Origin of the sequence: Paenibacillus anseongensis (assembly GCF_009757995.1) — a bacterium.
GTDB classification, from domain to species: domain Bacteria; phylum Bacillota; class Bacilli; order Paenibacillales; family NBRC-103111; genus Paenibacillus_E; species Paenibacillus_E chondroitinus.
The window spans coordinates 230,137-253,882 of sequence record NZ_WSEM01000034.1; the positions used below are offsets into that span (position 1 = coordinate 230,137).

Sequence of the window (23,746 nt, forward strand, 5' to 3'; positions counted from 1 at the left end):
TACAACAAATCCCCCTTAGGATAAGGAGGATTTGAACTTTACACGGTATTGTTGAGGGCTTACACCCATCGTTTTCTTAAAGATTCGGCCAAAATAATTGAAGTTCTCATAGCCTACCTTTTCTGCAATCGCATACACAGGCAGCTTGGATTCAAGCAATAATTCCGCTGCTTTTCCTACACGAATTTGATTGAGATATTCCGAAAAACCGACCTGCGTTTCTTTTTTAAACAAATAACTCAAATAATTTTCACTCATCCTGACTCGTTCGGCGGCATGCCTCAAAGAGATGTCCTCTGTATAATTGGATTTCATGTAAAGAATCAATTGTTGAATATCTTCCCGGAAGTTTCCTCCCCCCAATGCTTTCCCCTGACCGCAGCAATCATCAATGAGTTGTTCGAACCATTGTTTCGCCTTGCTTAGTTCATCAAACTTAAGGACTTGTTTATATAGGGGTTCCTCCTGCTCAAGCTCTTTGAACAGGTCTTCCTGATAAGGTTTGAGGCCGTTCTGAATCGTATGCAGCAGATGTAGACACAATTGGATGCACTTCTCGACAGGACCCTTCCACAATTCCATCCGTTCGAAAATTCTGTCCAATACTTGCTTGATCCCCGCCGCGTTCATACGGTCCAATTCGACTTTCAATACCGTCTCATCCTCTTGCGGTATCACATTCCCCACCGGAATATTATCCAAGTGCTCCCCATATAAATAAACCTTTTCTTTTCCTTCATAAAAATAATTTTGGAGCGCGCGTTTCGCCTTCGAGTATACGTCTGGCAGACTCTCTATACCTTGAGACCCTTCACTGATCCCTATGCTAAGAGACAGATTAATAAATCTTCTTGCGGCCTCCATGATCTCCTTGCCGAACCTGATCGCCTCGTCAACGGGAAGGATTCCCTCCTTCTTTTTGGGTAAAAGCAGGACGATTTCTTCCTCATTCACATCTTGAAATATGCCCTCTGTGCTTTTGTCCAGCTGTAAGGAAATAAGATTCATGAACTTCATCTTGTCCGAGCTATCCGTTCGGCGCTGATTGCGATGAATGGTTATCAGTACAAACACATAGCCATTTAGAAAGAATGCTTTATCTTTTTCCGCAACCTGCGTTTCTTCCGCTTTGACATTCCCCTGAAAAATCCACTGCTTCAGCTGCCGCGAACCTCCATTTTCACTCACTTCCACCGCGGGCTTTGTATCGATTTGACGCTGCCGAACCTCACGGCTTGACGAAATTTTCTTGGAAACCTCAAGCAGCATTTGCAAAAGCTCTTCAGGCTTTAATGACGCTTTCAAAATATAGTCTTCTACTCCCAATTTCATTGCTTTCCGCACATATTCATAATCATTATGAGAACTGAGCACAATGATATGCGTATCCGGATATTCGCTCTTCACTTTCTCAATCAGCTCAATACCGTTCATTCTAGGCATGACAATGTCGGTCAGTATGATATCGGGCCTCGTCTTCTCGATAATCTCCAAGGCTTCCAAACCATCCTGTGCATCCCCGACATAGGTCAACTGGTGCTGCTCCCAGTCAATCAATGATTTTATACCTAATCGAACCAAAAATTCGTCATCTACGAGCAGTACTTTCAGAGGCATAAGCATTCCCTTCTTCAATTGTTTTGAGCGGCAAGTTGAACTCGACCGTCGTCTCGTTCGCCTTACTTTGAATATGCAAACCGTACCCTTCCCCGTATTGAAGCCGGATGCGCTCATGCACATTCCTGATACCGATACTTTGCGATGCACCATGTCCTTGTCCATGTCCTTGCAACAAGATCAGATTGATATCATCAATTTTGTCCGGATGGATCCCTATACCATTGTCTGTCACGGTTAAAATCATTTGATTATGCTCTTGGTCAGCCACAGCTTTAATGGTAATAACCCCTCTCCCTTCCATCGGCTCAATCCCATGGTGAATGCTATTCTCTATAATGGGCTGGAGCATAAATTTGATGGCTTCCTGCTTCATTAAGGGGTCGGGAATATGAAACTCGACACTCAATTTATCGTTGTATCTCAATTTCATTAGAGTAATATAATGCTGAACATAGTCCATTTCCTCTTTAAGCGAAATCAACGTTTCTCCTCTTCCTATACTCGCTTCCATCATACTTCCCAGGCTGGACAGCATCTCCCCGACTTCCCGGTCATTGCGGATGTATGCCATCCATTTGATATTGTTCAACGTATTCAAAATAAAATGCGGGTTAATCTGCGCCTGAAGCGCTCGAAAACGCATTTCTTCTTTCTGCACATATTCCTCCTTCAGCCTTTGAAGCAGGTCCCGGATTTGTCTGGCCATGTGGTTATAGGTATCGATCAGCGTAGCAATTTCATTGGGACCCGAAAGCGCCAAGGAGCTGTTAAAATCGTTTTTCTCTATTTCTTTCATTCGTTTATTTAAAAGCTTGACCGGCTTGGATACTCGGTAAGATATGCTGAACGCGAGCAGCATAAACACGATGACAATGATCCCGACCGTGATCATATTCGTTCTTCGCAAATCAAATATTTCTTTAAACACCGTATCGTAAGGAATAAACTGTATTAATTTCCAGCCGGTTAACCCAATCGTGTCAAAGCTGGCAATCCATTTCTGATGATTTTTTTCCACAATCAGCTGCCCTTTGGAGGAGTCCCATATTTTGGAGACATCCTCTGGTAAAACCTCTATGGGATCCATGCCCGCTTTCATGGAGCTGGAAATGATCTTCCCCTGTTGGTCCATGATCATGACATTGCCGTCCAATTTCGACATGTACTTGCGAAAATCACTTTCGCTTACGCTAAAAAGCTCGATCCCGATGTTTTGATTGGTTTGCACATCTGTAATGGTTTTAATCAGCGTAACGAGCTGACTCTTGTCATAATAAATATAATTGCGGCTGTCATTCGCCATCCAGCTAATGCCAAATGGTTCTTTTAACATTTCTTTATACCAGTCCGATTGAATATACTCGTCATATAAATCTTGTTGGACAATTTTGTTGCTTAACCAATTGCCGTGCATATCGAGCAAAGTTACATAACTTTCCGAAAAATAAGAAGAATAAAGCTTATTCATTGCGTTATCTGCAAGCCGCAGCTTTTCATAATACGTGACGGAATTCGGCTGTTTCAGCAGGGAGGTGATATTGGGGTTCGTTGAGATATCTACCGCGGATTTCAGCATATCCTGCAGTAATAACTCAATGTTGAAATCGATTTGGTACAAAGCTTCTGATGTCGCATTGCCAATTTTATTCTCAATAACGCGCTCCAGAGGCTTATCGATCCAAAAGGCGCTAATAAATAGGGGAATAATGAGAAACAATAGAATGAAAAAAAGAATCTGGTTGTGAATAGAATTCCAGCGTTGCATTGATTTTTTCACCCATTGCATGGCGCGACCCCACTCTGCTTAAAATTTACCTGCCTTCCTCCCTCATTCTCCAATTTGAGAACGAAAACGAAGAGCAACTTTTAGGTGAAGTCTACCACACTATGCGTAAAGGCACAATTTAGAGCATTGACATATATAAAGAAATGAGAGGCTGTCCCAGAAGTCATTTCGATGACTTTTGGGACAGCCTCTTCATTACCCTAAATCTCTTTCGTACCAGTACCCTGGCACTTCATGAACAAGCCGCATCAGCGCTTCCATGTAGAAGTAGTCCCCCCAGATGACGAAGTCATCCGGCGACATACCGCCCCGCACATGGTACGAGCCATGGCGGAGCAAGCCCTCTGCCTCCGGTTCGTCGCTCGTCAAGTAGTTCTCCGTGAGCGACTTCATGCATCGGAACACCGCCTGCTCGAACCGCTCCCGGTCGGGGTCTCCCTCCGACAGGCAACCCACAAGCTCCAGCATGCCGCAGCAGGCAATCGCCGTCGCGGAGCTGTCCCGCGATGTGCCCTCGCCGACTGGCACGTCAAAATCCCAATACGTCACCTGATCCTCCGGCAGACGCGAGATAAAGTAGGCGGCCATCCGTCGCGAGGCCTCCAAATACACCGGATTCTTCGTATACTTGTACGAAAGAATGAAGCCATAGATGCCCCACGCCTGCCCGCGCGTCCACGTGGACCCGTCATGGTAGCCCTGGTGAGTACCACCACCGACAGGCTCCCCATTCTCCTGGTTAAAATAGAACGTATGGTACGACGAATCATCCCCTCGCACCAAATACCGGCGGCTCTTCTCCGCATGAGCCACAGCAACATCCAGATACTGCTGATCCCCTGTCTGTTCATACGCCCAGTACAACAAAGGAAGGTTCAGCAGACAGTCGATAATGATCCGACCTCCATTTTTCGGATCACCCGCAGGGCCCCACGCCTGGATATACCCGCCAGCCGGGCGCCATCTTTTCAGCAAAGTATTCGCCGCTGCCAAACCCAGCTCCTGTGCCTCCCGCTCTCCCTCCAACGTCCACCAAGCTACCGCCGAAGGCAAATACAGAAAGCCAATATCATGGTGATCCAGCACCTTGAATGTGTCTAACCGGCGACGAAAGCTGTGCACCGTACGGACGGCCGCATCCCGAAACACACGGTCGCCCGAAGCCTCATAGCTTAACCAAAGCATCCCGGACCAGAAGCCCTCCGTCCAATCCTGATGATCACTTCTTTTATAATCGCCGCCGTCAAGTCCGGTCCAGGGGAACAACTCCCCGAATTTACTAATATTAAGCCGTGTCTTCTCCACAGCATGCTCCAACGCTTCTACCCACATCGGTAAACGCCCCTTTCTTTTGTGCCAATCGGCCTCACCCAACTACCCCTTCACAGCCCCGACCATAACGCCTTTAATGAAAAAGCGCTGCAAGAACGGATACACGCAGAGAATCGGCAGCGTCGCCACAACAATCGTGGCATATTTGATCGTTTCCCCAATCTGGAACATATCCCCGCCTGTCCCCGAAGACATGCTATCGGTGGAGTTCGAAATGAGAATTTCCCGCAAAATAATCTGCAGCGGAAACAAATCCCGATCTTTCAAAAAAATCGATGCATAGAACCAGCCGTTCCACTTATCGACCGCATAATACAAGGCAATGACGGCCAGCGTTGGCAGCGACAGCGGGATAATAATCCGGAACAGCAGCACAAAATGATTCGCCCCATCGATCTTCGCCGACTCCTCAAGCGCATCGGGAATGGACGCGAAAGCCGTCCGCATGATGATGAGATTGAATGTGCTCACAGCAAAAGGAATGATGATAGACCATAGCGAATCGAGCAAACCAACGCCTTTGACAATCAAATACATCGGAATCAACCCGCCGCTGAAGAACATCGTGAACAGAATGAAGAACATAATCCATTTGCTCCAGAACACGTTCTTGCGGGAAAGCACGAAAGCGCCAAGCGCTGTCAAAAGCAGATTAAACACAACGCCGACAATCACAATAAACAGCGTGTTCCCGTAACCGACGATAATCGCAGAATTTGAAAAAACAAGCTTATACGCTTCAATATTAAAGCCGAGCGGCCGCCACAAGACACCTTCGTGAGACACAATTCGGTTGGCATCGCTGAACGAAGCGAACAACACATGCAGCAGCGGATAAATCGTAGCCGCCATCAGAAACGTTAGTACCGTATAAATCACCGTGTTAAAAATACGTTCTTCCCATTTGGAATGGATCGACATTCGAGTACTTCCTTTCTCCTTAAAATCAACCTACCACAAGCTGTTGTCCGTCATCCTCTTACTAAACCTGTTCGCCGCAATCAGCAGAATGAGATTCAAAACTGAGTTAAACAACCCGACAGCCGAGCTGTAGCTCCAGTTAAATTCGAGCAAACCTTTTCGGTACACAAAAGAAGAAATCACGTCCGCTGTCTCGTACACGACAGGATTGTAGAGCAGAATAATTTTTTCAAATCCGACATTCAACAGATTCCCCGACCGTAAAATAAACATAATGACAATGACTGGCAAAATACCCGGTAACGTAATGTTCCAAATCTGCTGCATTCTGGAGGCGCCGTCAATCCGCGCTGCTTCGTATTGCTCCTGATCAATGCCCGTGAGGGCCGCCATGTAAATAATGGACTCCCAGCCTATGCGCTGCCAAATGTCCGAGATCACATAAAGCGAGCGGAACAGTTCCGGCTTTTGCAGCATCGCCTGACCATCCGTCCCCATCACCGAGACAAAAAATGTATTAATAAAGCCGCCACTGTTCGTGAAATCCTTAATCATCCCGCAGATCACGATCATAGAGATGAAATAAGGCATGTAAGTAATGGACTGCGCTGTCTTTTTGAAGGTTTTATTCTTCACTTCGTTCAGAAGCAGGGCAAGCAGAATCGGCATCGGAAATTCAAACAAAAGCGAATATAAACTGATGAGAATCGTGTTTTTAAAAATTCGCCAAAAATAATAGCTGCTGAAGAAGCTCTCAAAATGGGCTAACCCGACCCATGGGCTGTCCATAATCCCCTTCATGGGTGAGTAATTTTTAAAGGCGATCAACGCGCCGTACATCGGAGCATAGTGAAACAAGACGTAATACGCCAATACAGGTAAAATCATGAGATACAAATATTTATTCGTGATAAAGTCTTTCGCAACAGTTCTCCGTAAAGAACCGGTACGGGTCGGAGCAGCAGGTGCAGCGGTTGTCTGCAGGTTCCGGTTCATGCTCAACACTCCTCTATTTATAAGTGCGGAGAGGCATAACACCTCTCCTTGTCAAACGGATTAACGCTTGTTGTAACGATCTAAAGCAGCTTTCTCGATATCGATGGCGCGTTCAATTTTGAGCGATTTGATTTTATCCACATACTTGTCGAACGAATCAATCGGCTCGGAGCCCAAAATAATTTTCAACGACATCTCGCCGACAAGCGTATTCACGTCGTTCATAATTGTCGCAAACTCCGTGCTTTCATCCGGCGTAGGCGTGATCGGCGGCAGCAGATATTTCTCTGCATCCGTGTTGGACCACACCGTGATCCCGTCTTTTTGCTCCGGCATCGTCAAGTACTGCTCGATATACCTTTTGTCCTGTACGAACGGACCGTTATAGCCGGAGCGAGCATACATCGCAAGTGCTTGCGCAGGCGCGAGCTTATCCGGGTTCTTCATGACGTAATCCGTATACTTCGGATACCCGTTGTCCATCTTGTAGCTCATACCTTCAACCCCGAAGTTGAAGAAATTGTGGCCTTCTTCACCGTAAGCGTAGTCAAGCAAACGTGCGGCTGTTTCCACATTTTTCGAATTAGCCGTAATCGCAACGCCGCCCGTCGGTACAAAAGCAAAGTCTTTTTGTCCGAACTTCGGCTTATCGCCGTTCTTCATCACAGGATAGGGAGCTGGAGCAAATTGCGCCTTCGGCTCTTTCTCCTTCACGATCGGCTGCCATTTGCCAATGCCCGCCCCGGAATTCCATACCGTCGCCGCGCTTTTGCCGGACGTCATGTTGGAATCCATCGTTTTGGTATCCACAGTGGCGATGTTTTTATCGATTAAGCCCTCGGCATACCACTTCTGCATCGTAGCCAGGAATTGCTTATAGCCGGGCTCCATCGGGCCGTACTTGATTTTGCCGTCTTCTTGGTAGAAGTTCTTGATGACCCCGAACGCCCCAATGAACGCACCGCCATCCAGGCCAAACAATGCCGTTGGCATACCCAGGAACGTCAGCGGTGCCGCTACGCCTTTCTTTTCCTTAAACGCTTTCAGCACGTTATACCAATCGTCGATCGTTTGCGGCATCGGCAAGCCAAGCTCGTCCAGCCAGTCCTTCCGAATGATCGGGCCTTGGTATGTTTTGAGCAGGTCATCGCCGCGAATGAACGGGAAGGCATAATAGCTGCCGCTGTCGGTTTTAATTTGCTTATCCACTTCCGGGTGCTCTTTCAAATACTTCTTCAAGTTCGGCGCATACTTATCGATCGCATCATTCAACTTTAAAATGTAGCCGTCGTTGATCGCCTTTTCCGGACCGCCTGGGAAAGCGGAGCTCCACGAATATTCGATCATGTCAGGCAGCTCGCCGGAGGCCAGCAGCACGTTCAGTGCTTCTTTTGCTTGATTCGCAGGCGGTTGAATAAATTTTAGATTGACGCCTGTCCGCTTCTGCCACTCTTGGAAGAACGGCACCTCCTGGAACGTAGGCTTCACGCTGCCGATATTCCCGTTGAGCTCCGCCCAATACGTGAGGGTTTTATCCGATTTCATCGGATAGCTGAATGTACCTGCAGCCGTTGCCGGTGGGGAAGAGCTTGCTCCATCCTTCGGCTGATCGGCAGGCGCTTCCTTAGAACAAGCCGCGAGCACGGAGCCCGACAGCGCCAGCAGTGTGGCTAATGTTACGATTTTTTTCGTTGCTTGCATAACTGCTTACCTCCCTTTGTTGTATACAGCGTCGGTAGAACGCTTCGGTCTTTACAGGCTTCATATTGACGCCATCCAACCCAAAAAGATATATCCAAAAGCTCCAATTTCGTTGTTAAAACAGGCGCCGACATGCATAAAAACGCCAATTGTATGGCAAAACGAATGACATGCCGCTATTTCGCTGACTGAGGCCGAATACATCGCTTCCCCCTCATGTATGAAAAACAGGCACCCACCGAAGTGGCCGCCCGTCTAGCCCCGCAGCTCTCGAAACTTGCCAGGCGTAATGCCCTCAAACTTTTTGAATACCCGGATAAACGTCGCCGCTTCATTGAAGCCAACCAGCTTGCCGATATCGACAATCGGCTGATCCGTAAAGCCCAGCAGCGCTTTAGCCTGCTCCACCCGCACACGATTAATATAATCAAGCAGCCCTTCACCCGTCTGCTCTTTATATAGCTTAGACAAGTAGCTCGCTTTTAACTGAAATTGGTCACCGAGCATTCCCACATTCAAATCCATATCCTGATAATGAGTTTCCACATAGACATTCACCTTATTAATCAACTCTCGCAGCGATTCTGCGCGCCCTTTGGAAATGCTAACGTCCAGCTTCGCTGCCGTATATGCGCACACATCTTCCAGCAGCAGATTCAGCTGCTCCACCATTTCCTTGACGGTATCGCTGCTCGCCATCGTCTCCATCCAGTTCGGATGCTCCGCGAGAAAGCTTTCATCGACTTCACCGAGCTCATGGATCGTTTTCATCATCGTCGAAATTAAATCAAACATCAAACAACGAACCAGCGTCACGGACGTCATCGAAGAGTTCCCGTAATTGCGATCAACAACCTCGTCCAACACTTCTCGCGCATGCGCCAAATCGCCGATTTTAATAAAGTTCATCAGCCTCTGCTCAATTTGCAGCGGATAATAGTAGCCGGTCATCGGCTCCTTGCGCAGCTGTTCATAGGCGATAATTTTCTGCTTGCCAAGCACCAGCTTGTATTCCATCGCATCCATAGCTTCTTGGTATGCGGCTGCAATGCCTGGAATCGTGGAATGCGCCCGTGAAATGGACAGCGTCAGCTTCATCCGGTAGCGTTCCAGCAGAAAATGCTGCGCCTCCTCCGAAATCGATACGAGCTGCTGCAAGCGCCCCTCTTCCTCCTCTGAAGAGAAATTCACAATGCAAGCAAGCATATCGTCCACTTCGGCGACATAGCCGCGATGCCCGCGCATGCCGACCAACTCTTCCACTACATTGGTCAAAATAAACTGTGCCAACCGGCTCTTTTCATACGGCCCGATGGACGAAATGCTGATGTTGACCTCCTCGGGAGCTTCCATAAAGAACAACAGAACCGCAAAATCTTCGGACAGCAGCTCGATCTGATGCGAATTCAGCGACTCCTGCAGCGGAATCGGCCCGTCCAGCCGGCCCTTCAGCAGGCGCGCCAGCATGTTTGAGCGCAGCATGTTATGCTGCTGCTGCAGCTGAACCCGGATCGCTTCCTTCTCGCTGAGCGTATCGGAAACGGCACGGTGAATGAAGCTGAGCTCATTCCCCTCTTGTTGGCTGCCCTGGACCGCTTCGGCCCCGGCCAATACTTTCACCAGACGCTGAATCGGTGAATAGTTACGCCGCATGAAGAAAAGCGTCAAAATGGCCGCCCCGATGAGGGAAATGGCTACGCTAATGTACATCACATTGCGGACATAGACGGCTTTTTGCCAATAGACTTTGCTCGGAATAACAGATATATAGGTCAGCTTCGAGACCTCAGAGTTCAGATAGTAAATCTCCGACTGTTCGTCGCTGGTTTTGGTATAAATGACGCCGCTTTCCGACCTGCCCAACTGGTCCAGAACGGAAGGCGGGAGCCCCGTGCTCGTATTCGACAGCAATACTTTATGCGCTTCATCCAATACGTACACATACCCGCCGCTAAAAGACTGCACCTTTGCAATCGCTTTATTAAAACGCTCCACATCCGCCATAACAACCACGGAGCCTGTCGGCCTGCTTCCCGACCCTGCCGGAAGCCGAGTGATCAGCGCGAGGGATTGCTTCGAATAAGCGGAATCCTTGCGTGGCAGGACGGTAAAAATCGTGCTCCTGTTCATCTTCACCAGCTTCAGCCAATCGGCATAGCTAATCACGCCTGTATCGTGAATGGTTTCAAAGCCCGCTTGATAGTCACGTGTAGAGCTAGGCAACAGAACGGTATTCTCCGCTTCCCAGGTCACATAAAATTGATCGACATTGGCATAGGAGGTCTGGTACATTTGAAACTCCTTCGCCACCTGATAGGCGGTATATTGCTCATCACTGCTGGACATGCGGGTATAAATCAAGCTTTGAACTCTTGTATTCCAAGTCAGCTCCATACTCAAACGCTGCATCATTTCAACCTGCGTATCGATCGTTTCTCTCACCTGTTGAAGCATCGTATCGTTCGCTCGATGAATTTCGCTGCGAAGTGTATTGCTAGACTCTCTGTACAAAATGAGGCTCATGAGAATCGGAATGATAAAGACAGCGCTATAGGAAATTAGCCATGTAAAAATGACGCTTTTGCGCTTTTTCCACAGATTGATTTTGATTGGCATGCGCTCTCTCCTTTGGGGTTCATCGTGTTCGTAAGCATGCAATTCAGCTGCCCCATACCTCGTATTCTCACACATTGCGAATAAGCCGTAAAGCGTGAATTCTGCCAGTACGACTCTTTTTACTATAATGGCTCCCCGCTATAAAAGGGAATGCATAAATTGTCCAATCGCGTTGTTAAAAAGATTGCCGACGCCGCAAAATTTTCAGTTCATGACAACAAAAAAAGAGGGAGCCTTCGCCCCCTCCTAAATCTTTAGTCCATAAATGCTATATAACTCAAAAGGCGTTTCAACACGACTGCCGCTTCCGCTCTAGTTGAAGGGGAGGCTGGCGCTATGAGGCTCTCCGACCTTCCGGTCAATATTCCCGCTTGCAATGCTGAAGCAAGTGAAGCCTTCGCCCAAGCGCTTATTTCCGATTGGTCTTGGAACGGGGCGAGCAAGTCTGGATTTGCTCCGCTCACCTGCTTGCCAACAAGCTTCATCGCAGCTGTGAGCATCACCGCCATCTGCTCGCGCGTGATCTGCAGGTTCGGGCTGAACGCATTCGGTCCGGTACCTTCGATCAGCTTTGCTTGCACCGCCGCTTCGACAGCATCGTAGTACCAGTCGGCCGCTGCGACGGCCGCAAAGCTAGGCTGCTGCACTGGCTTCGCTTGATAGCCGAGTGCGCGCACGAGCATCGCTGCGAACTCCGCCCGCGTAACTTGTGCCTCTGGCACGAAGCTTGTATCCGTCTGACCTTGAACGATCAGCATCGAGGCCAGCTTTTCGACATCTGTCTTACTCCAGTGTCCGGCAAGGTCGTTAAATGTTTTGCTGCCTTGAATCACCGTGTAAATACTTGTTCCATTTCGTTTCATGCGCACTTCCGTGCGCCCATCAGGCAGTGTCACGAACACCGCTGGCACATAGGCCAGCGCACCTGTCACTGGATCGTATAGTACAGCTGTAACATTGCTTGTGTTCAATCCCATGGGTAAAATCAGCGTACGCTCAACATAGAGATTGCCGAATTGCGTGACCGCAACCGCCGTATCTCCTTGCTCCAACGTCACGTGATAGTCCATAATCGGTCCTGCAACCGAAACCCCATAGTGACTGGAAGCTGTTTTTACACGCTCTTCCAGCGAGGTGTCCGCTTTTTCAATCGTGACGGACACGATGCTTGTCTCCGATGGAGCAGCTTGTGCGACAGCTCCGCCTGGAACAAACAACGACAGTGGGAGCGTCATTGCACCTTGCGGCGCTTGAAGGACTACGACACCTGTCGGCGCTGCTTTTGCCGCTTCCTGCAGGGCAGCAACTTGGAGCTTCACGACAAGTGTGCTGCCATCGCTATCCGGCGGTGCAATCACGACGGTCGCTGCTGCAGAAGACCAGGCTTGTTTCAGCGCTTCGGCAGCCACATTCACTGTCGTCACTGCTCTGCCTTGGCTGTCTTTGCTTGTTGTGACCGCGCCGGCCGCCAGCTTCAGCTGAACGACACCCTCTTTCGGTTCTGTCGTCGGCGGCGTTACTGGTGTTACTGGTGTTACTGGTGTTACCGGTGTCGCCGAACCGGTCCCCGAGCCGCTGCCAGTACCGGAACCGGAGCCAGACCCCGAACCATTGCCTGGCGACACATTCACCGTGACAAAACGCAGCGTCGTCACCTTCCCCGCCGGTGCCCCGCTCGTCTCATCCGCAGCACGGCGGACGTTAATCTCGTGCGGGCCGTTTAGGTTGAGGCGTCCAAACGTCTCCGCTTCATACCGCACATAGTCGCCGCCATCCAGGCTGTACTCCAGCCCGGTCGTCATCCCCGACACGGTGTTCGCCGTATCGTCCGCCGTTACCTCCGGTGCCCTAGGCACGACATACACCGTCACAGCAGCCTGCTGCTCAGCATGAGCTGTCGTCGCTGTAATGACCGCCTTGCCCGGCTGCTTCGCTTGCACTAATCCAGTACCATCAACAGACGCCGTCAGCGTGTTAGTGGAGACCCATCCGACGCTCGTTTCATAGGCATCTGCAGGTGTCACTTGTGCGCTCAACGAAGCTGTCGTTTGCTCCGCACCATCACCCGGTTCATCCAGATACAACGCTTCCTCCGTCGTATTCAACATCAATCCTTGTGGCTGCTTTGGCTCACGATACGTATATACCTTCACATTGTCGATCCATAGTGGCGCATCTACAGCGCCGTAGGAGGTATAGATGCGAATGTTGTCGATCGTGGACGACGATTCGTAAAAGTTCAGGTTTGCCTTTTGGAGCACACCGTTTAAGTACACATTGACCTTCTGGTTCGCAATATCAACCTCCAGTCGAATATGATGCCAGACACCGGTCGACACTGAGCCGAGGGTATCTACCGTGCCATCCTTGTACAGATAGCGCAGCGTCCCGCTCGTTAACAATCGAACGACGGTCTTGTCGCCTTGGCGCAGCTCATAGAACGGCGTTTTGCCGCTGTTCTTTTCCTTTAAATCCCACTCCGCAACCAAAACTCCGTTTTGCGCCGCAAACGACTGAATAGCTGAGGCGCTGAACTTGTTGTCATTATCGCTGAGCAGCATGCTTCGATTCGTCGGATTTGGATCCTCCACAATCTGAACTGGAGCCGTCGCGCTTCCAGCAATTTGCCATGTCCCTGTCTCGCCTGAATTGAACGTGCTGTACACTAACGTTTGCTCGCCAAAACGGTACACCGCAATGTCGTCCACGTACAGAATCGCGTCCTTCGCTTGCGCATCCGTCTTCATCCGTATGCCATCAAGTGCTGCAACCGGGCTGGCAAAAGCTGCACCTGCTGCCGCCAACGTACCGTCCACATAGACATCGTACTTGTTGTGCGGAATGTCAACGGTCAAGCGGAGCTTCGTCCATGTTGCCGCAGGCAGCCCCTGCACATAATGCTCGGAGCCCTGAGCGTCGAGCCAATATAGTGCTCCTGCGCGTGTCACCAGGCGTATAGCCGTAGAATCGCCATTCAGCAGCGTGAATTCCTCGCCCTTCGGACCATAAGGCTCCGCAAACGTCCACTCGATCTCGGCCAATCCCGAGACAGCCGGGAATTTGCGTCCTGCTGAGGCCGAAGCTTGGTCGCTCAGATCGAGAAGACGCAGCATATTACTGGACTCCTCCGGCAGCCGCTCCAGCGTCACAATGGTCTGCTGTGCATTGCTCACCGTCCAGCCGCTTGGACCACCACCGATCGCTTCCAGCCCATTGCCTTCATTATCGAAGGCTGCGTATAACACAGCTGTGCGATCCAACTCGTTGCTGCCGCTTCTTGGATTCACGATCGCCGGAATCGGCGGGTGATCCGACGGTATCGGCTTCGCTGGATCGGTATCGAACACCGCGTGGAACGTACGTCCCACCGAACCGTTCACGCTCACCACCAAACGAATCGTCGGGTACAACTGTGTGACCATGACCTGCGGGTCCGCCTGCAGAAGTCCTGCAGCTGAACGATCCAGCTCCAGCTCAATGGCGCCAGAATTCTCCAACGTCGGATCGGAAACCGCGAGCTCCAACTGGTTGTTCGCTTCCTTGATCATGACAGCAGCCTGTCTGGAGCTCGTTACCAGATCGGCTTTTACCTTCTGATCCTTCCAGAAGTTCACGGCCGTAAGACCTAATCCGTTATGGCGTACCGCTTGCGCCTGATCATTATTAACCAGCACCTCGTAAGCTGGATGCTCTGCATACTGCTTCACCTGCTCCGCCGTTTTGTTCGGCAGAATCGCATAGCTGTACGTTTGGCCTTGCGGGCTCTTCCCGTGATCGAACCACAAGCTGAGGTAGTTGCGGGTCACAGCATCGGACTGGCCAATGCTTTGGTTGACATCGCTCCAACGACCCGTGCGCTGCTCCCGAAGCCCATTAATCGCCGGCTGATCCGGGAAGTAGTAGCCGATATCCGACTGCGCACCGTTGCCGCTAAAATGCATCCACTTCACGCCGGTCATACGCTCGCTCCAGCCAAGGCTCGTGGACTTCGCCTGCCCGTTCACAATGAGCGGATTGTCGCCGACTGCATTCAGCTTGCGCTGCTCGACGATCGTTTCGATTGTCCGGTTATCGCTGCTCGAGATCCCGGAGCCTAGCGCGACGATCTCGTCGCCGAACATGAACCACGACTTATTCGCTTGCAGCGTCGTGCCGATCTGCTTCAGCTGCATGCCGGAGCTGCCGTAGGCACCCATCTCGACGCCGCCTGCCCAGCTATTGCCCGGCTTGCCTTCGCCGTCCCCATTTTGATAATCATTGAAAGTCCGCGGTCTTGTATCCACCGTCGTACCCGGCAATCGGTACCGATTCGCCGTCGCCCAGTAGTCTTCCATATACTGCGCTTGATCGCCGTTATACAGGTACGTCATCCCGTCGCCCGTGTACCAGCCTTCCCCATTTTCACCATTGGTCAGCTCATAGGTCTGGATGCGCTTGGAGCTTTTGCTGACGCCAAATGTGTAGTCATCCCGAACTTGCAGGCTTCTGGCCATCCCCGCAAATTCGTAGTAGCCACTTGCTCCCGGATCCGGCACAATCGCAGTATCACGGACCCACCCCTTCACAGAACCAATCAAGTTGATCGAAGATATAAAATTGTAATAATTAAAATGCGTCTCATCCTGCGTAATCCACACCTTCAGCAGGCTCTTCAGCTTCTGCGCATCGGCCGCCGGCGCATTCAATGCCAGTCTTGCGAGCGCCGACATGATGCCTGCCGCCGTCTTCTGCGAATTATCCGAACCGCGCACTATCGATCTGCCATTAACGAAATCCATCGTCATCCCCTTATAAATCACTGGGGCGACACCATCGTAGATCCACTGATAAATGTTATTCACGTTCGGATCGGTAATTGGCCAAGGGCTGCCGTTCAGCAAGTAAAGGAGCTGGCTTACCCCTTCCAACATTACTGATCCGTAGCTGCCCGTGTATGGTACAGACGTATGCATGACGAAAGAACCGTCATTGTAAAAGCCGTCGCCTGCCGATACATAGGTAAACAAAGGAGACATCTCCGTCGCTGCAGCACGTATGCGTGCTTCCGATTGCAGCAGTGCGCCGTCCACGAGCTTATACAGCAAAATATCCGAACGATTAGCTCCGGTATAGTAGGAGCTGGTATCAAATAAATTGGATTGAATATCCGGCGTATAGTGGTCAATCGCTCCAATATAGCGCGCAATCTGCTCCGGCGTCAGCGCATCGTACATCATGACGATAATGTCCGTCATTTTCGCCGGAATGCCGATCTCGAAATTCCACCAATTGCCGAAAGCGGTACCCGTTTCGTTATATTGCTTCGTGTAGACCCAATTCAGCGCAGAGACGATATCGTCACGCAGTTGCAAATTGTGGTAGAGCGTGCCGCCCTTCGTCGAGTAAGCGTACGCCATTTCACGAATACGCGAGATATTGTTATGAATCGCGTCAGAATTGCCGCTGCTGACGACGTTGTCCGTCCAAAGCACTTGGCGGTCTGACGCCTTTTGAAGCGTTGACCAACGGGTTTGTCCGTTCGTCGTTAGTATGGCAACCTTTGCCTGTACATCCGCATCAGATGTATCTAAGTTATCACCGCCGTCAAGTCCTGCTTTGCGCTTTAAGCGTAAACGCTCGAACTCGCCGGACACTGCTGCTTGATCAATGACTTTAATCATAGTGCTCGCTGTTTTTCCTCCATCCACACTCGTCGCCGTGAGCGATGTCTCGCCAGACTTAAGACCGGTCACGACGCCGGCCGCATCCACAGACGCAATCGAGGCATCGCCACTCGCCCATGTCACGGCTTGATTCCCTGCTTGCGCCGGCTGGAAGGTCGGCACCAGCGTAATCGTATCCCCTTTGATCACCGTTGCCGTACTCGGCAAGGAGATCGATTGAACACCCGGCGGCTGCACCTTCACCGTCGTTGATGCTGAATGGCTGCCATCTGCACTAAGCGCCGTAATCACGGTCTGACCGGCCGCTACTGCGGTAACAAGCCCTTGCGCATCGACCGTTGCGACAGCGGGATTACCGCTTGTCCATGTCACGTTTTGGTTCGTCGCATTTGCAGGTGTAAATACAGGCATTAACTGCACCGTACCTCCAGCCACTATATTCTGTTCCGTAGGCAATGCCAGGCTATCCACAGGCACATTGGTGGCGACCGTAATGGTGGATGACGCTGTTTTCGCGCCATCTAACGTCGTAGCCGTTACATGCGCGGTGCCGACGGCAATACCAGTAGCCACGCCGTACGTGTCGACCGTCACGGTTGCCGGCGCGTCCGAGCTCCAAACGACGCGTTGATCAGCGGCATCCGAGGGCACGACTTGCGCAGCAAGTGAAAGCTGCTTGCCAACGCCAATCGTCGAGGCAATCGGCGATGTGGAAACGCTTTCAACTGGCACGTAACCATAGACGCGCACATCATCTAAAAAGGAGCTGCCTGGCTGTGCCGTTCCTGTTTGTGTAAATTTAATGGTGTTAATCGTATCCCAAGTCGCTCCTAACGTGACCCCGGTTACGACCTGCACATCGTTAAGCAGCACGTCCGCTTTTTGCCCAGTTTGATCGATGATCGCTTTCACCCGATACCACGTATTTGGCGTGTACGTTCCCAAAGCCTTACTCAAAATGGACATCTGACCTGTTTCCGTTAGCGTCAAAAAGTTTTTCCACACGCCACTGGTGCTCTTCACATCGAGCAACCGAATATGAGCGGTATCCTCAGCTCGAACCGATGCTTCCAGAACCACTTTGCCGGCAATATTGAGTCCAAATTTCCCCGTGTACAGTTGAGTGCCCGAAGTGCCAGACACCAGTTTCAAGCTAAGATCACTTCTGCCGTAGACGGCTTCCCCAACCGTGTAGTCCGTACCTGCTTTCGCATTATACAACCCCCAGTTGCCGCCTACTTCTGCTGCCGGCCCCGTCGTTGATGGCGTTGTAGGGTAACTATTAAAACTCGCCGCCACATAGGTGGTCACTGCAGCTTGTACCGCACTCGGCCCCGCCATGCTGGAGGGCAGCAGCAGATTGCCTGCCATCGCAGCGATGAGGACGTATACTTGCGTCCTTTTACTCATGGACATCTCCCCTTCATGATTTAATGCTTACACACTCATTATAAGAGGAGCCTCCGCCTTCCAATATTTCCATTTCATCCAACCGGCTTAACAAATTATTTCTACCATGTACAAAATGTCCATTTGGATTTACAAATACTTACCGCACACAGAAATTTTCATCGAACATTCGTTCGAAAATTTCAATCATTTGTTCAGCGACACTCATCGAAGTAAACCTGCTTGCTTCAGGTACTCTTCAGCTACTCGACCTGCGGACATTTGTTGAACGTTAACTTGGTAATTCATTTTGCGCATTTCATCATCGGTAATTTTATCGCCTAGTTTATTGAGAATTCGTTCGAGTTCCGGATGTTTTTTCAACGTTTCGTACCTCATGAGTGATGCCCCCTGGTAAGGCGGGAAAAGTTTTTTATCATCATCAAGGACGGTCAATTGATACTGTTGGATCTCGCTATCCGTTGAATACGCATCTACGAGATTAATGTCGCCAGTTTGGATTGCCGTGTAGCGCAACTTCGGTTCCATCGTTTTAATATTAGCAAAATGAAGCCCGTACAATTTCTCAATGCCACGATACCCATCTTCTCGATCAGAAAACTCCAACGTCATGCCTGCGCGTATATCCCCAGAAACTCGATTTAAATCTGATATGGACTTGATTTGCTTTTCTTCAGCCATTTGCTTTGGAACGGCCAAAGCATATGTATTATTATACTTCATCGGATGCAGAAGGATCATATTGCTCTTTTGATAAATGCCTGCTCGCGCCTGCTCATAAACTTCTGAACTCTCCGTACTAACGGCGTTCTCTTTAAGAAATGTTGAAACGATAGTACCCGTAAACTCCGGGTAAATATCAATTGCCCCGGAATTAAGTGCTTCGAAAACAAACGTTGTTTTCCCTAATCCAGGTTTCAATTGAACTTTTAGGTTTGACTCTTGTTCTATAAGTAGCTTGTACATGTTGATTAGTATTTCTGGCTCAGCACCTATTTTAGCACCAATCACAATTACTCCTCCGGCAGTCCCCCGTAACAGTTGAACGAGTATAAGAATTGTACATATAAGGCCAACACCAACATAAAAACGTAATTGAATTAGCGAGGTACGCCCAGCGAAACGCAATAGGGAATCAGACGAAATAGCCAGCAAGGCAACAGGCACAGCACCAAGGATAATCAAATCATGGTTGTTCCTATCAATTCCTAATAAGATTAAATTGCCTAATCCTCCTGCTCCAACAAGCGCCGCAAGTGTTGTTGTCCCTATAATTAGTACCGTCGCCGTACGAATGCCGGACATAATAAACGGAAGCGCAAGCGGGAGTTCAACTCGCCAAAGCCGTTGCCAACCATTCATACCCATTGCATTGGACGCCTCAATTAAATTCCGGTCAATTTGTTGAATACCTGTGTACGTATTGCGTAAAATCGGCAGTAAAGAATAAATAACGATTGCAATAATAGCTGGTTTTTTCCCAATCCCAACGAAAGGAATGAGTAATCCTAACAAGGCTAAGGAAGGGATTGTTTGCAGAACTGCCGATACTCCAATTATACCTTCAGCCCAGCGTGGATGTCTTGTGCCGTAAATGGCGATGGGAATAGCTATAACAACAGCAATAATCAGAGCAATAAACGAGATTTGGATATGTTCACCCAGGGCCACAAATAGCTCAGATTTGTGTTCCATAAAAGCTTGATACAACGCATTCATTTATTCAACCCTTCTTCCCTGCAGCCATTATCCAAATTCGAACCAACAAACTCCTTCACAAAACTAGTAACTGGATTCTCTATAAGTTCCTTAGCAGAGCCAACTTGAACGACATTACCAGCTTGCATTAAACAGATACGGTCTCCAAGTAGAACAGCTTCTTGTATATCATGGGTGACAAACAAAATTGTTTTAGAAATTGTTTTTTTTAATACAACCAAATCCTGTTGCAGTTGGTCGCGGCTAATTGGGTCCAGTGCGCTGAACGGCTCATCCATCAGGACAATGTCTGGATTAGCAGCGAGTGCTCGAACCACGCCTACTCTCTGTTGTTGTCCGCCAGAAAGCTCAGCAGGTCGTCTATTTCTATATGTCAACGGGTCTAATCCAACCATTTCGAGCAGTTCATTTACCCGTATATGAATGGCTTTTGCACTCCATCCACGCAGTTCAGGAACGATCGAGATATTTTTCTCTATTGTCATATGAGGAAAAAGGGCTATAGACTGCAGCACATATCCGATATTACAGCGTAGTTCATGGATGTTGTAATCTCTGATAGATTTATTATTAAGGAATATTTCACCTGATGTCGGTTCAATCAGTCGATTGACCATTTTCAGCATTGTTGTTTTCCCAGAACCGCTAGGCCCAATAAGAACAAAAAACTCTCCTTTTTCTATATGCAGATCAACTCCTTGCAAAGCATAAGTCCGTTCGGAATATTTCTTAGATACTTGCTCAAAGCGAATCATGTACTTCCTCCTATTTGACTAATCCAATTACACTGTATGCTTCCTATTTGTTAAATTTATTTACTATATATTGCAAGGGAATCGTCATGTATTATTTGCTTTAATAGCAAAAATTATGCCGTGTTTATGAGAATATCAATCAAATAAGCGACCTCCCCTCGACTGATATTCGAGAAAAGATCGCCATTTCACATGCACCTTTAGATTTCCAGGGAGGTGTTGCTCATCTTTATACTACCTAAGGATATTTTCAATTGTTTATTACATACACCTACTTGATAGTTAATTCCTTCTTTCCAATGAAAAGCAGTTGTAAAAATTATCTCATTATGAGTAAGAGGTCCGGAATGCAACATATTGCAATGGACACAATAATAACTAATCATTTTTGCCCTCGACCTCCCCCATCATCTTTGGTGTAAATAAGATAATTTTTTTCATAAAGTTAGATCTGGGAGCGTTTTCAATAAATAAGGGCTTTGTCATGCTTATTTTTTTCTCACTTGGTTAACATATGAATAGTTTGAATGATTGAGCTTGAACTACTCTTGTCTACGAACTAATGATATTATGAATCATAGGAAGTAATATGAAAAGTACACACTTTTTTGTTACATAGTAACCAAATAGTTACAATTAAAATGGGAAGGTGTTATATCAAATATGAAAACATATTATTGCGACTTAGAGATTTCGTTGGAGGTTATTGGAGGTAAATGGAAGGGACTTATTTTGTACCATTTGATAAAGGGGCCAAAACGAACAAGCGAGTTAAAAAAACTTGTTCAAAGTATTTCTCAAAAAATGCTAATTCAAACACTTCGCGAATTAGAGACTGACGGACTCATTCACAGGGAGACTTATAAACAAGTGCCTCCTAAAGTTGAATATTCAACTACTGAACTTGGCCAGTCGCTCGAACCTATGCTGAGAGCACTTTGCTCATGGGGTGGCGATTATGCAGCAAAAACATTCTCTGAAGATGAGTATCAAATTCTATCCGTAGAATAATGTTAATTCAGTTTCAAATTATAGTTGTACTTTTAACAACTTAAAATGCAGTCCTGTGAACACTAGTTTTGGTGTTTACAGGACTGCATGACTACCATCTTAATTCTTATCTAAATTCAAAATTTGCGTTTTCCATTTTCCCCCGAGTATTTATTTGCCTTCACTTTCTGATTCAAACGAAAGCTCAAGAAGGTTACAAATGAAGCAGTTAAGGCAAAGATTCCTCCCACCCATGAGACATGAATTAGTCCCATGTTAGTAGCAACCAAACCACCAATAGCAGATCCGATAGCAATACCAAAATTTATGGATACAGGGGTTAATGACGCTGCTAAATCCCTTGCTGCTGGAAAATGCTGCTCAGCTAACTCAACAAAATAAATCTGACTTGTAGACCCTTGAACAAAAACAACCAATGACATCAATAAGATACTAATCATCGCAGAATAAATTGAAAAAGCTGTTACATACAAGGATGCGAGAATGATAGCTTGGAATATAAAAATGTATCTTAGCTTACTTACTCCATTTTTTGACGCTATTTTACCACCGATCATATTACTAATAACTGAAAAAATACCATATATCAGAAGGACCAGGCTAACGTATTCTAATGGAATGGACAATACTTCATTTATAATCGCTGTTAGATACGTGTACACAATAAATGTTGCCGCAATACTCAGTGTTGGAATGAAGAAGGCCAAAATGAATTGCGGATGAATAAATAGACCAATTTGATTTTTAATAGAACTTTTTACCCCTACTATATTTCTTGGAATGATGCTCATTGAAATAACAAGTGTAATAACACCTAGTACTGATGTAGTCCAGAATGTCATATGCCATCCGTATACTTGTCCAATATATGTGCCTAAGGGAACTCCAATGACGCTAGAAAAGGTGAATCCTGAGAATATCATGGAGAGGGCGAATCCCTTCTTTTCATTTGGAATCTCATCATTTGTTCCAATATTTAGCGCATAAGCAACCAGAACACCTTCAGCAATGGCCGTAAGAATTCGCGATAAAAATAATACCTCGTAATTGTAGGATAATGCACTAAGGACATTGGCAATAATAAAGAAAGATATTAATATTAGCATTATGGGATATTTATTAAAACGGCTCAATAGCGAAGTTAATATTGGTGTACCGATGGCAAAAGCGACTGCAAACGCAGATACTAATGATCCAACTGCTGCAATTGTACGATGAAGATCGGTTGCAATCTCATTTAATAATCCTACAATGGCAAACTCACTGGTTCCCAATGCAAAGGTTAATAAAAACAAACTAAATATCAAAAATTTCTGTTGTTTAGATAATTCACTTTTATTCATTATTTACTCCCACCAGTCCTATTATTGAAAAATAAATAAAAAAGGTGCTGTCTCCTCAAGAATTTTGAGTGACAGCACCTTTTAGTCTTGAATAACGACCTGAAATTTCATGATTTATATTCTTTTCTTAATATTGACCTGCTCCTCCGTCTACAAACAAATCGATCCCGTTCACGTACGCACTGTCGTCCGAAGAAAGAAATTCCACTACTTTAGCAATATCTTCCGGTGTTCCAACTCTGCCAAGTGGCGTCTTTTCTGCCATACCTTCTAAAACGAGCGGTAATGCTTCTTTTCCGAACAGCTGCTCATATGCAGGTGTATTAATAAATCCTGGTTGAATCACATTTACTCTAATTTGCGTACCTTTTAATTCTTGAATCCAGCTACGCACCATTTGTCTGATAGCTGCTTTCGTCCCCCCGTACACACTGAAAGCTGGAGATGACGCCAAAGAACCTACAACCATAATTGACCCCGTTTGATTTGGGAACAGAGGCAATGCCTTCTTAACTGTGAAAAGTGTTCCCTTTACGTTAACATCAAATGTTTTGTAGTAATGTTCCTCTGTAATGTCTAGAAGCGGAACGAGCGAGCCTAGGCCTGCGTTTGCTAGAAGAAAATCCAACTTGCCTTTCTCGCGTTTAACGGTATCAAACAATTTGTCGATGTCTTCATTTTTGGAAATATCACCTTGAACGCCCGTTGCATTTTTCCCGAGCAGTTTCAATGCCTCATCGAGTTCTGCTTGTCTACGTCCTGTTATAAAGACATGAGCTCCTTCGTTAACGTACATCTGAGCTGCAGCCAGACCGATTCCGCTAGTACCCCCAGTTACAACTGCTACTTTACCATCAAAAATACCCATTTCAT

Annotated in this window: 12 protein-coding genes and 1 pseudogene; 1 reads left to right on the forward strand and 12 read right to left on the reverse strand. The window is 47.7% G+C overall.

The annotated features are described in order from the left end of the window. Positions 1 to 15 precede the first annotated feature (15 nt). The 10 genes and pseudogenes from GON05_RS32230 to GON05_RS32275 form a co-directional block, all read right to left on the reverse strand. A complete protein-coding gene (locus tag GON05_RS32230) occupies positions 16 to 1,617 on the reverse strand; it encodes a response regulator (RefSeq protein WP_181646305.1) in 1,602 nt (533 codons plus the stop codon). Further along, positions 1,589 to 3,385, reverse strand: a complete 1,797-nt coding sequence (locus GON05_RS32235) for a sensor histidine kinase (RefSeq protein ID WP_157325234.1) — start codon at positions 3,383 to 3,385, stop codon at positions 1,589 to 1,591. The genes GON05_RS32230 and GON05_RS32235 overlap by 29 nt, the downstream gene beginning before the upstream one ends. A 216-nt stretch (positions 3,386 to 3,601) precedes the next feature. Beyond that, positions 3,602 to 4,738, reverse strand: coding sequence for a glycoside hydrolase family 88 protein (locus GON05_RS32240; RefSeq protein ID WP_157325236.1), 1,137 nt, complete (start codon positions 4,736 to 4,738; stop codon positions 3,602 to 3,604). Between the two features lie 42 nt (positions 4,739 to 4,780). Next, positions 4,781 to 5,659, reverse strand: a complete 879-nt coding sequence (locus GON05_RS32245; protein WP_157325238.1) for a carbohydrate ABC transporter permease — start codon at positions 5,657 to 5,659, stop codon at positions 4,781 to 4,783. Positions 5,660 to 5,689: 30 nt separating this feature from the next. Further along, the gene (locus GON05_RS32250; protein WP_157325240.1) at positions 5,690 to 6,655 is read right to left on the reverse strand and encodes an ABC transporter permease; all 966 of its coding nucleotides are present in this window, start codon (positions 6,653 to 6,655) and stop codon (positions 5,690 to 5,692) included. A 60-nt stretch (positions 6,656 to 6,715) separates the two neighbouring features. Next, on the reverse strand, positions 6,716 to 8,356 hold the full coding sequence (locus GON05_RS32255) for a type 2 periplasmic-binding domain-containing protein (protein ID WP_157325241.1): 1,641 nt from the start codon (positions 8,354 to 8,356) through the stop codon (positions 6,716 to 6,718). 255 nt (positions 8,357 to 8,611) lie between these two features. Continuing rightward, on the reverse strand, positions 8,612 to 10,972 hold the full coding sequence (locus GON05_RS32260) for a helix-turn-helix domain-containing protein (RefSeq protein WP_157325244.1): 2,361 nt from the start codon (positions 10,970 to 10,972) through the stop codon (positions 8,612 to 8,614). A gap of 254 nt (positions 10,973 to 11,226) precedes the next feature. Further along, the gene (locus tag GON05_RS32265; RefSeq protein WP_181646306.1) at positions 11,227 to 18,045 is read right to left on the reverse strand and encodes a polysaccharide lyase family 8 super-sandwich domain-containing protein; all 6,819 of its coding nucleotides are present in this window, start codon (positions 18,043 to 18,045) and stop codon (positions 11,227 to 11,229) included. Between the two features lie 204 nt (positions 18,046 to 18,249). After that, positions 18,250 to 19,764, reverse strand: coding sequence for an ABC transporter permease/substrate-binding protein (locus tag GON05_RS32270; RefSeq protein WP_157325248.1), 1,515 nt, complete (start codon positions 19,762 to 19,764; stop codon positions 18,250 to 18,252). A 38-nt stretch (positions 19,765 to 19,802) separates the two neighbouring features. Next, a pseudogene (locus tag GON05_RS32275) lies at positions 19,803 to 20,519 on the reverse strand (ABC transporter ATP-binding protein); the annotation flags it as partial. Positions 20,520 to 21,182: 663 nt separating this feature from the next. Between GON05_RS32275 and GON05_RS32280 the strand changes: the two are divergent. Further along, the gene (locus tag GON05_RS32280; RefSeq protein WP_157325252.1) at positions 21,183 to 21,530 is read left to right on the forward strand and encodes a winged helix-turn-helix transcriptional regulator; all 348 of its coding nucleotides are present in this window, start codon (positions 21,183 to 21,185) and stop codon (positions 21,528 to 21,530) included. Between the two features lie 116 nt (positions 21,531 to 21,646). Here the strand turns inward: GON05_RS32280 and GON05_RS32285 are convergent, their stop codons facing one another. Both GON05_RS32285 and GON05_RS32290 read right to left on the reverse strand, forming a co-directional pair. Then, positions 21,647 to 22,873, reverse strand: coding sequence for an MFS transporter (locus GON05_RS32285; protein WP_157325254.1), 1,227 nt, complete (start codon positions 22,871 to 22,873; stop codon positions 21,647 to 21,649). Positions 22,874 to 23,000: 127 nt separating this feature from the next. Continuing rightward, on the reverse strand, positions 23,001 to 23,741 hold the full coding sequence (locus GON05_RS32290; protein ID WP_157325256.1) for an SDR family NAD(P)-dependent oxidoreductase: 741 nt from the start codon (positions 23,739 to 23,741) through the stop codon (positions 23,001 to 23,003). Positions 23,742 to 23,746: the final 5 nt, after the last annotated feature.

Bases quoted from the DNA above. Each gene is read 5' to 3' on its own strand.
- GON05_RS32230 (WP_181646305.1), bottom strand. From the start codon at position 1,617: ATGCCTCTGAAAGTACTGCTCGTAGATGACGAATTTTTGGTTCGATTA.
- GON05_RS32235 (WP_157325234.1), bottom strand. From the start codon at position 3,385: ATGCAACGCTGGAATTCTATTCACAACCAGATTCTTTTTTTCATTCTA.
- GON05_RS32240 (WP_157325236.1), bottom strand. From the start codon at position 4,738: ATGTGGGTAGAAGCGTTGGAGCATGCTGTGGAGAAGACACGGCTTAAT.
- GON05_RS32245 (WP_157325238.1), bottom strand. From the start codon at position 5,659: ATGTCGATCCATTCCAAATGGGAAGAACGTATTTTTAACACGGTGATT.
- GON05_RS32250 (WP_157325240.1), bottom strand. From the start codon at position 6,655: ATGAACCGGAACCTGCAGACAACCGCTGCACCTGCTGCTCCGACCCGT.
- GON05_RS32255 (WP_157325241.1), bottom strand. From the start codon at position 8,356: ATGCAAGCAACGAAAAAAATCGTAACATTAGCCACACTGCTGGCGCTG.
- GON05_RS32260 (WP_157325244.1), bottom strand. From the start codon at position 10,972: ATGCCAATCAAAATCAATCTGTGGAAAAAGCGCAAAAGCGTCATTTTT.
- GON05_RS32265 (WP_181646306.1), bottom strand. From the start codon at position 18,045: ATGAGTAAAAGGACGCAAGTATACGTCCTCATCGCTGCGATGGCAGGC.
- GON05_RS32270 (WP_157325248.1), bottom strand. From the start codon at position 19,764: ATGAATGCGTTGTATCAAGCTTTTATGGAACACAAATCTGAGCTATTT.
- GON05_RS32280 (WP_157325252.1), top strand. From the start codon at position 21,183: ATGAAAACATATTATTGCGACTTAGAGATTTCGTTGGAGGTTATTGGA.
- GON05_RS32285 (WP_157325254.1), bottom strand. From the start codon at position 22,873: ATGAATAAAAGTGAATTATCTAAACAACAGAAATTTTTGATATTTAGT.
- GON05_RS32290 (WP_157325256.1), bottom strand. From the start codon at position 23,741: ATGGGTATTTTTGATGGTAAAGTAGCAGTTGTAACTGGGGGTACTAGC.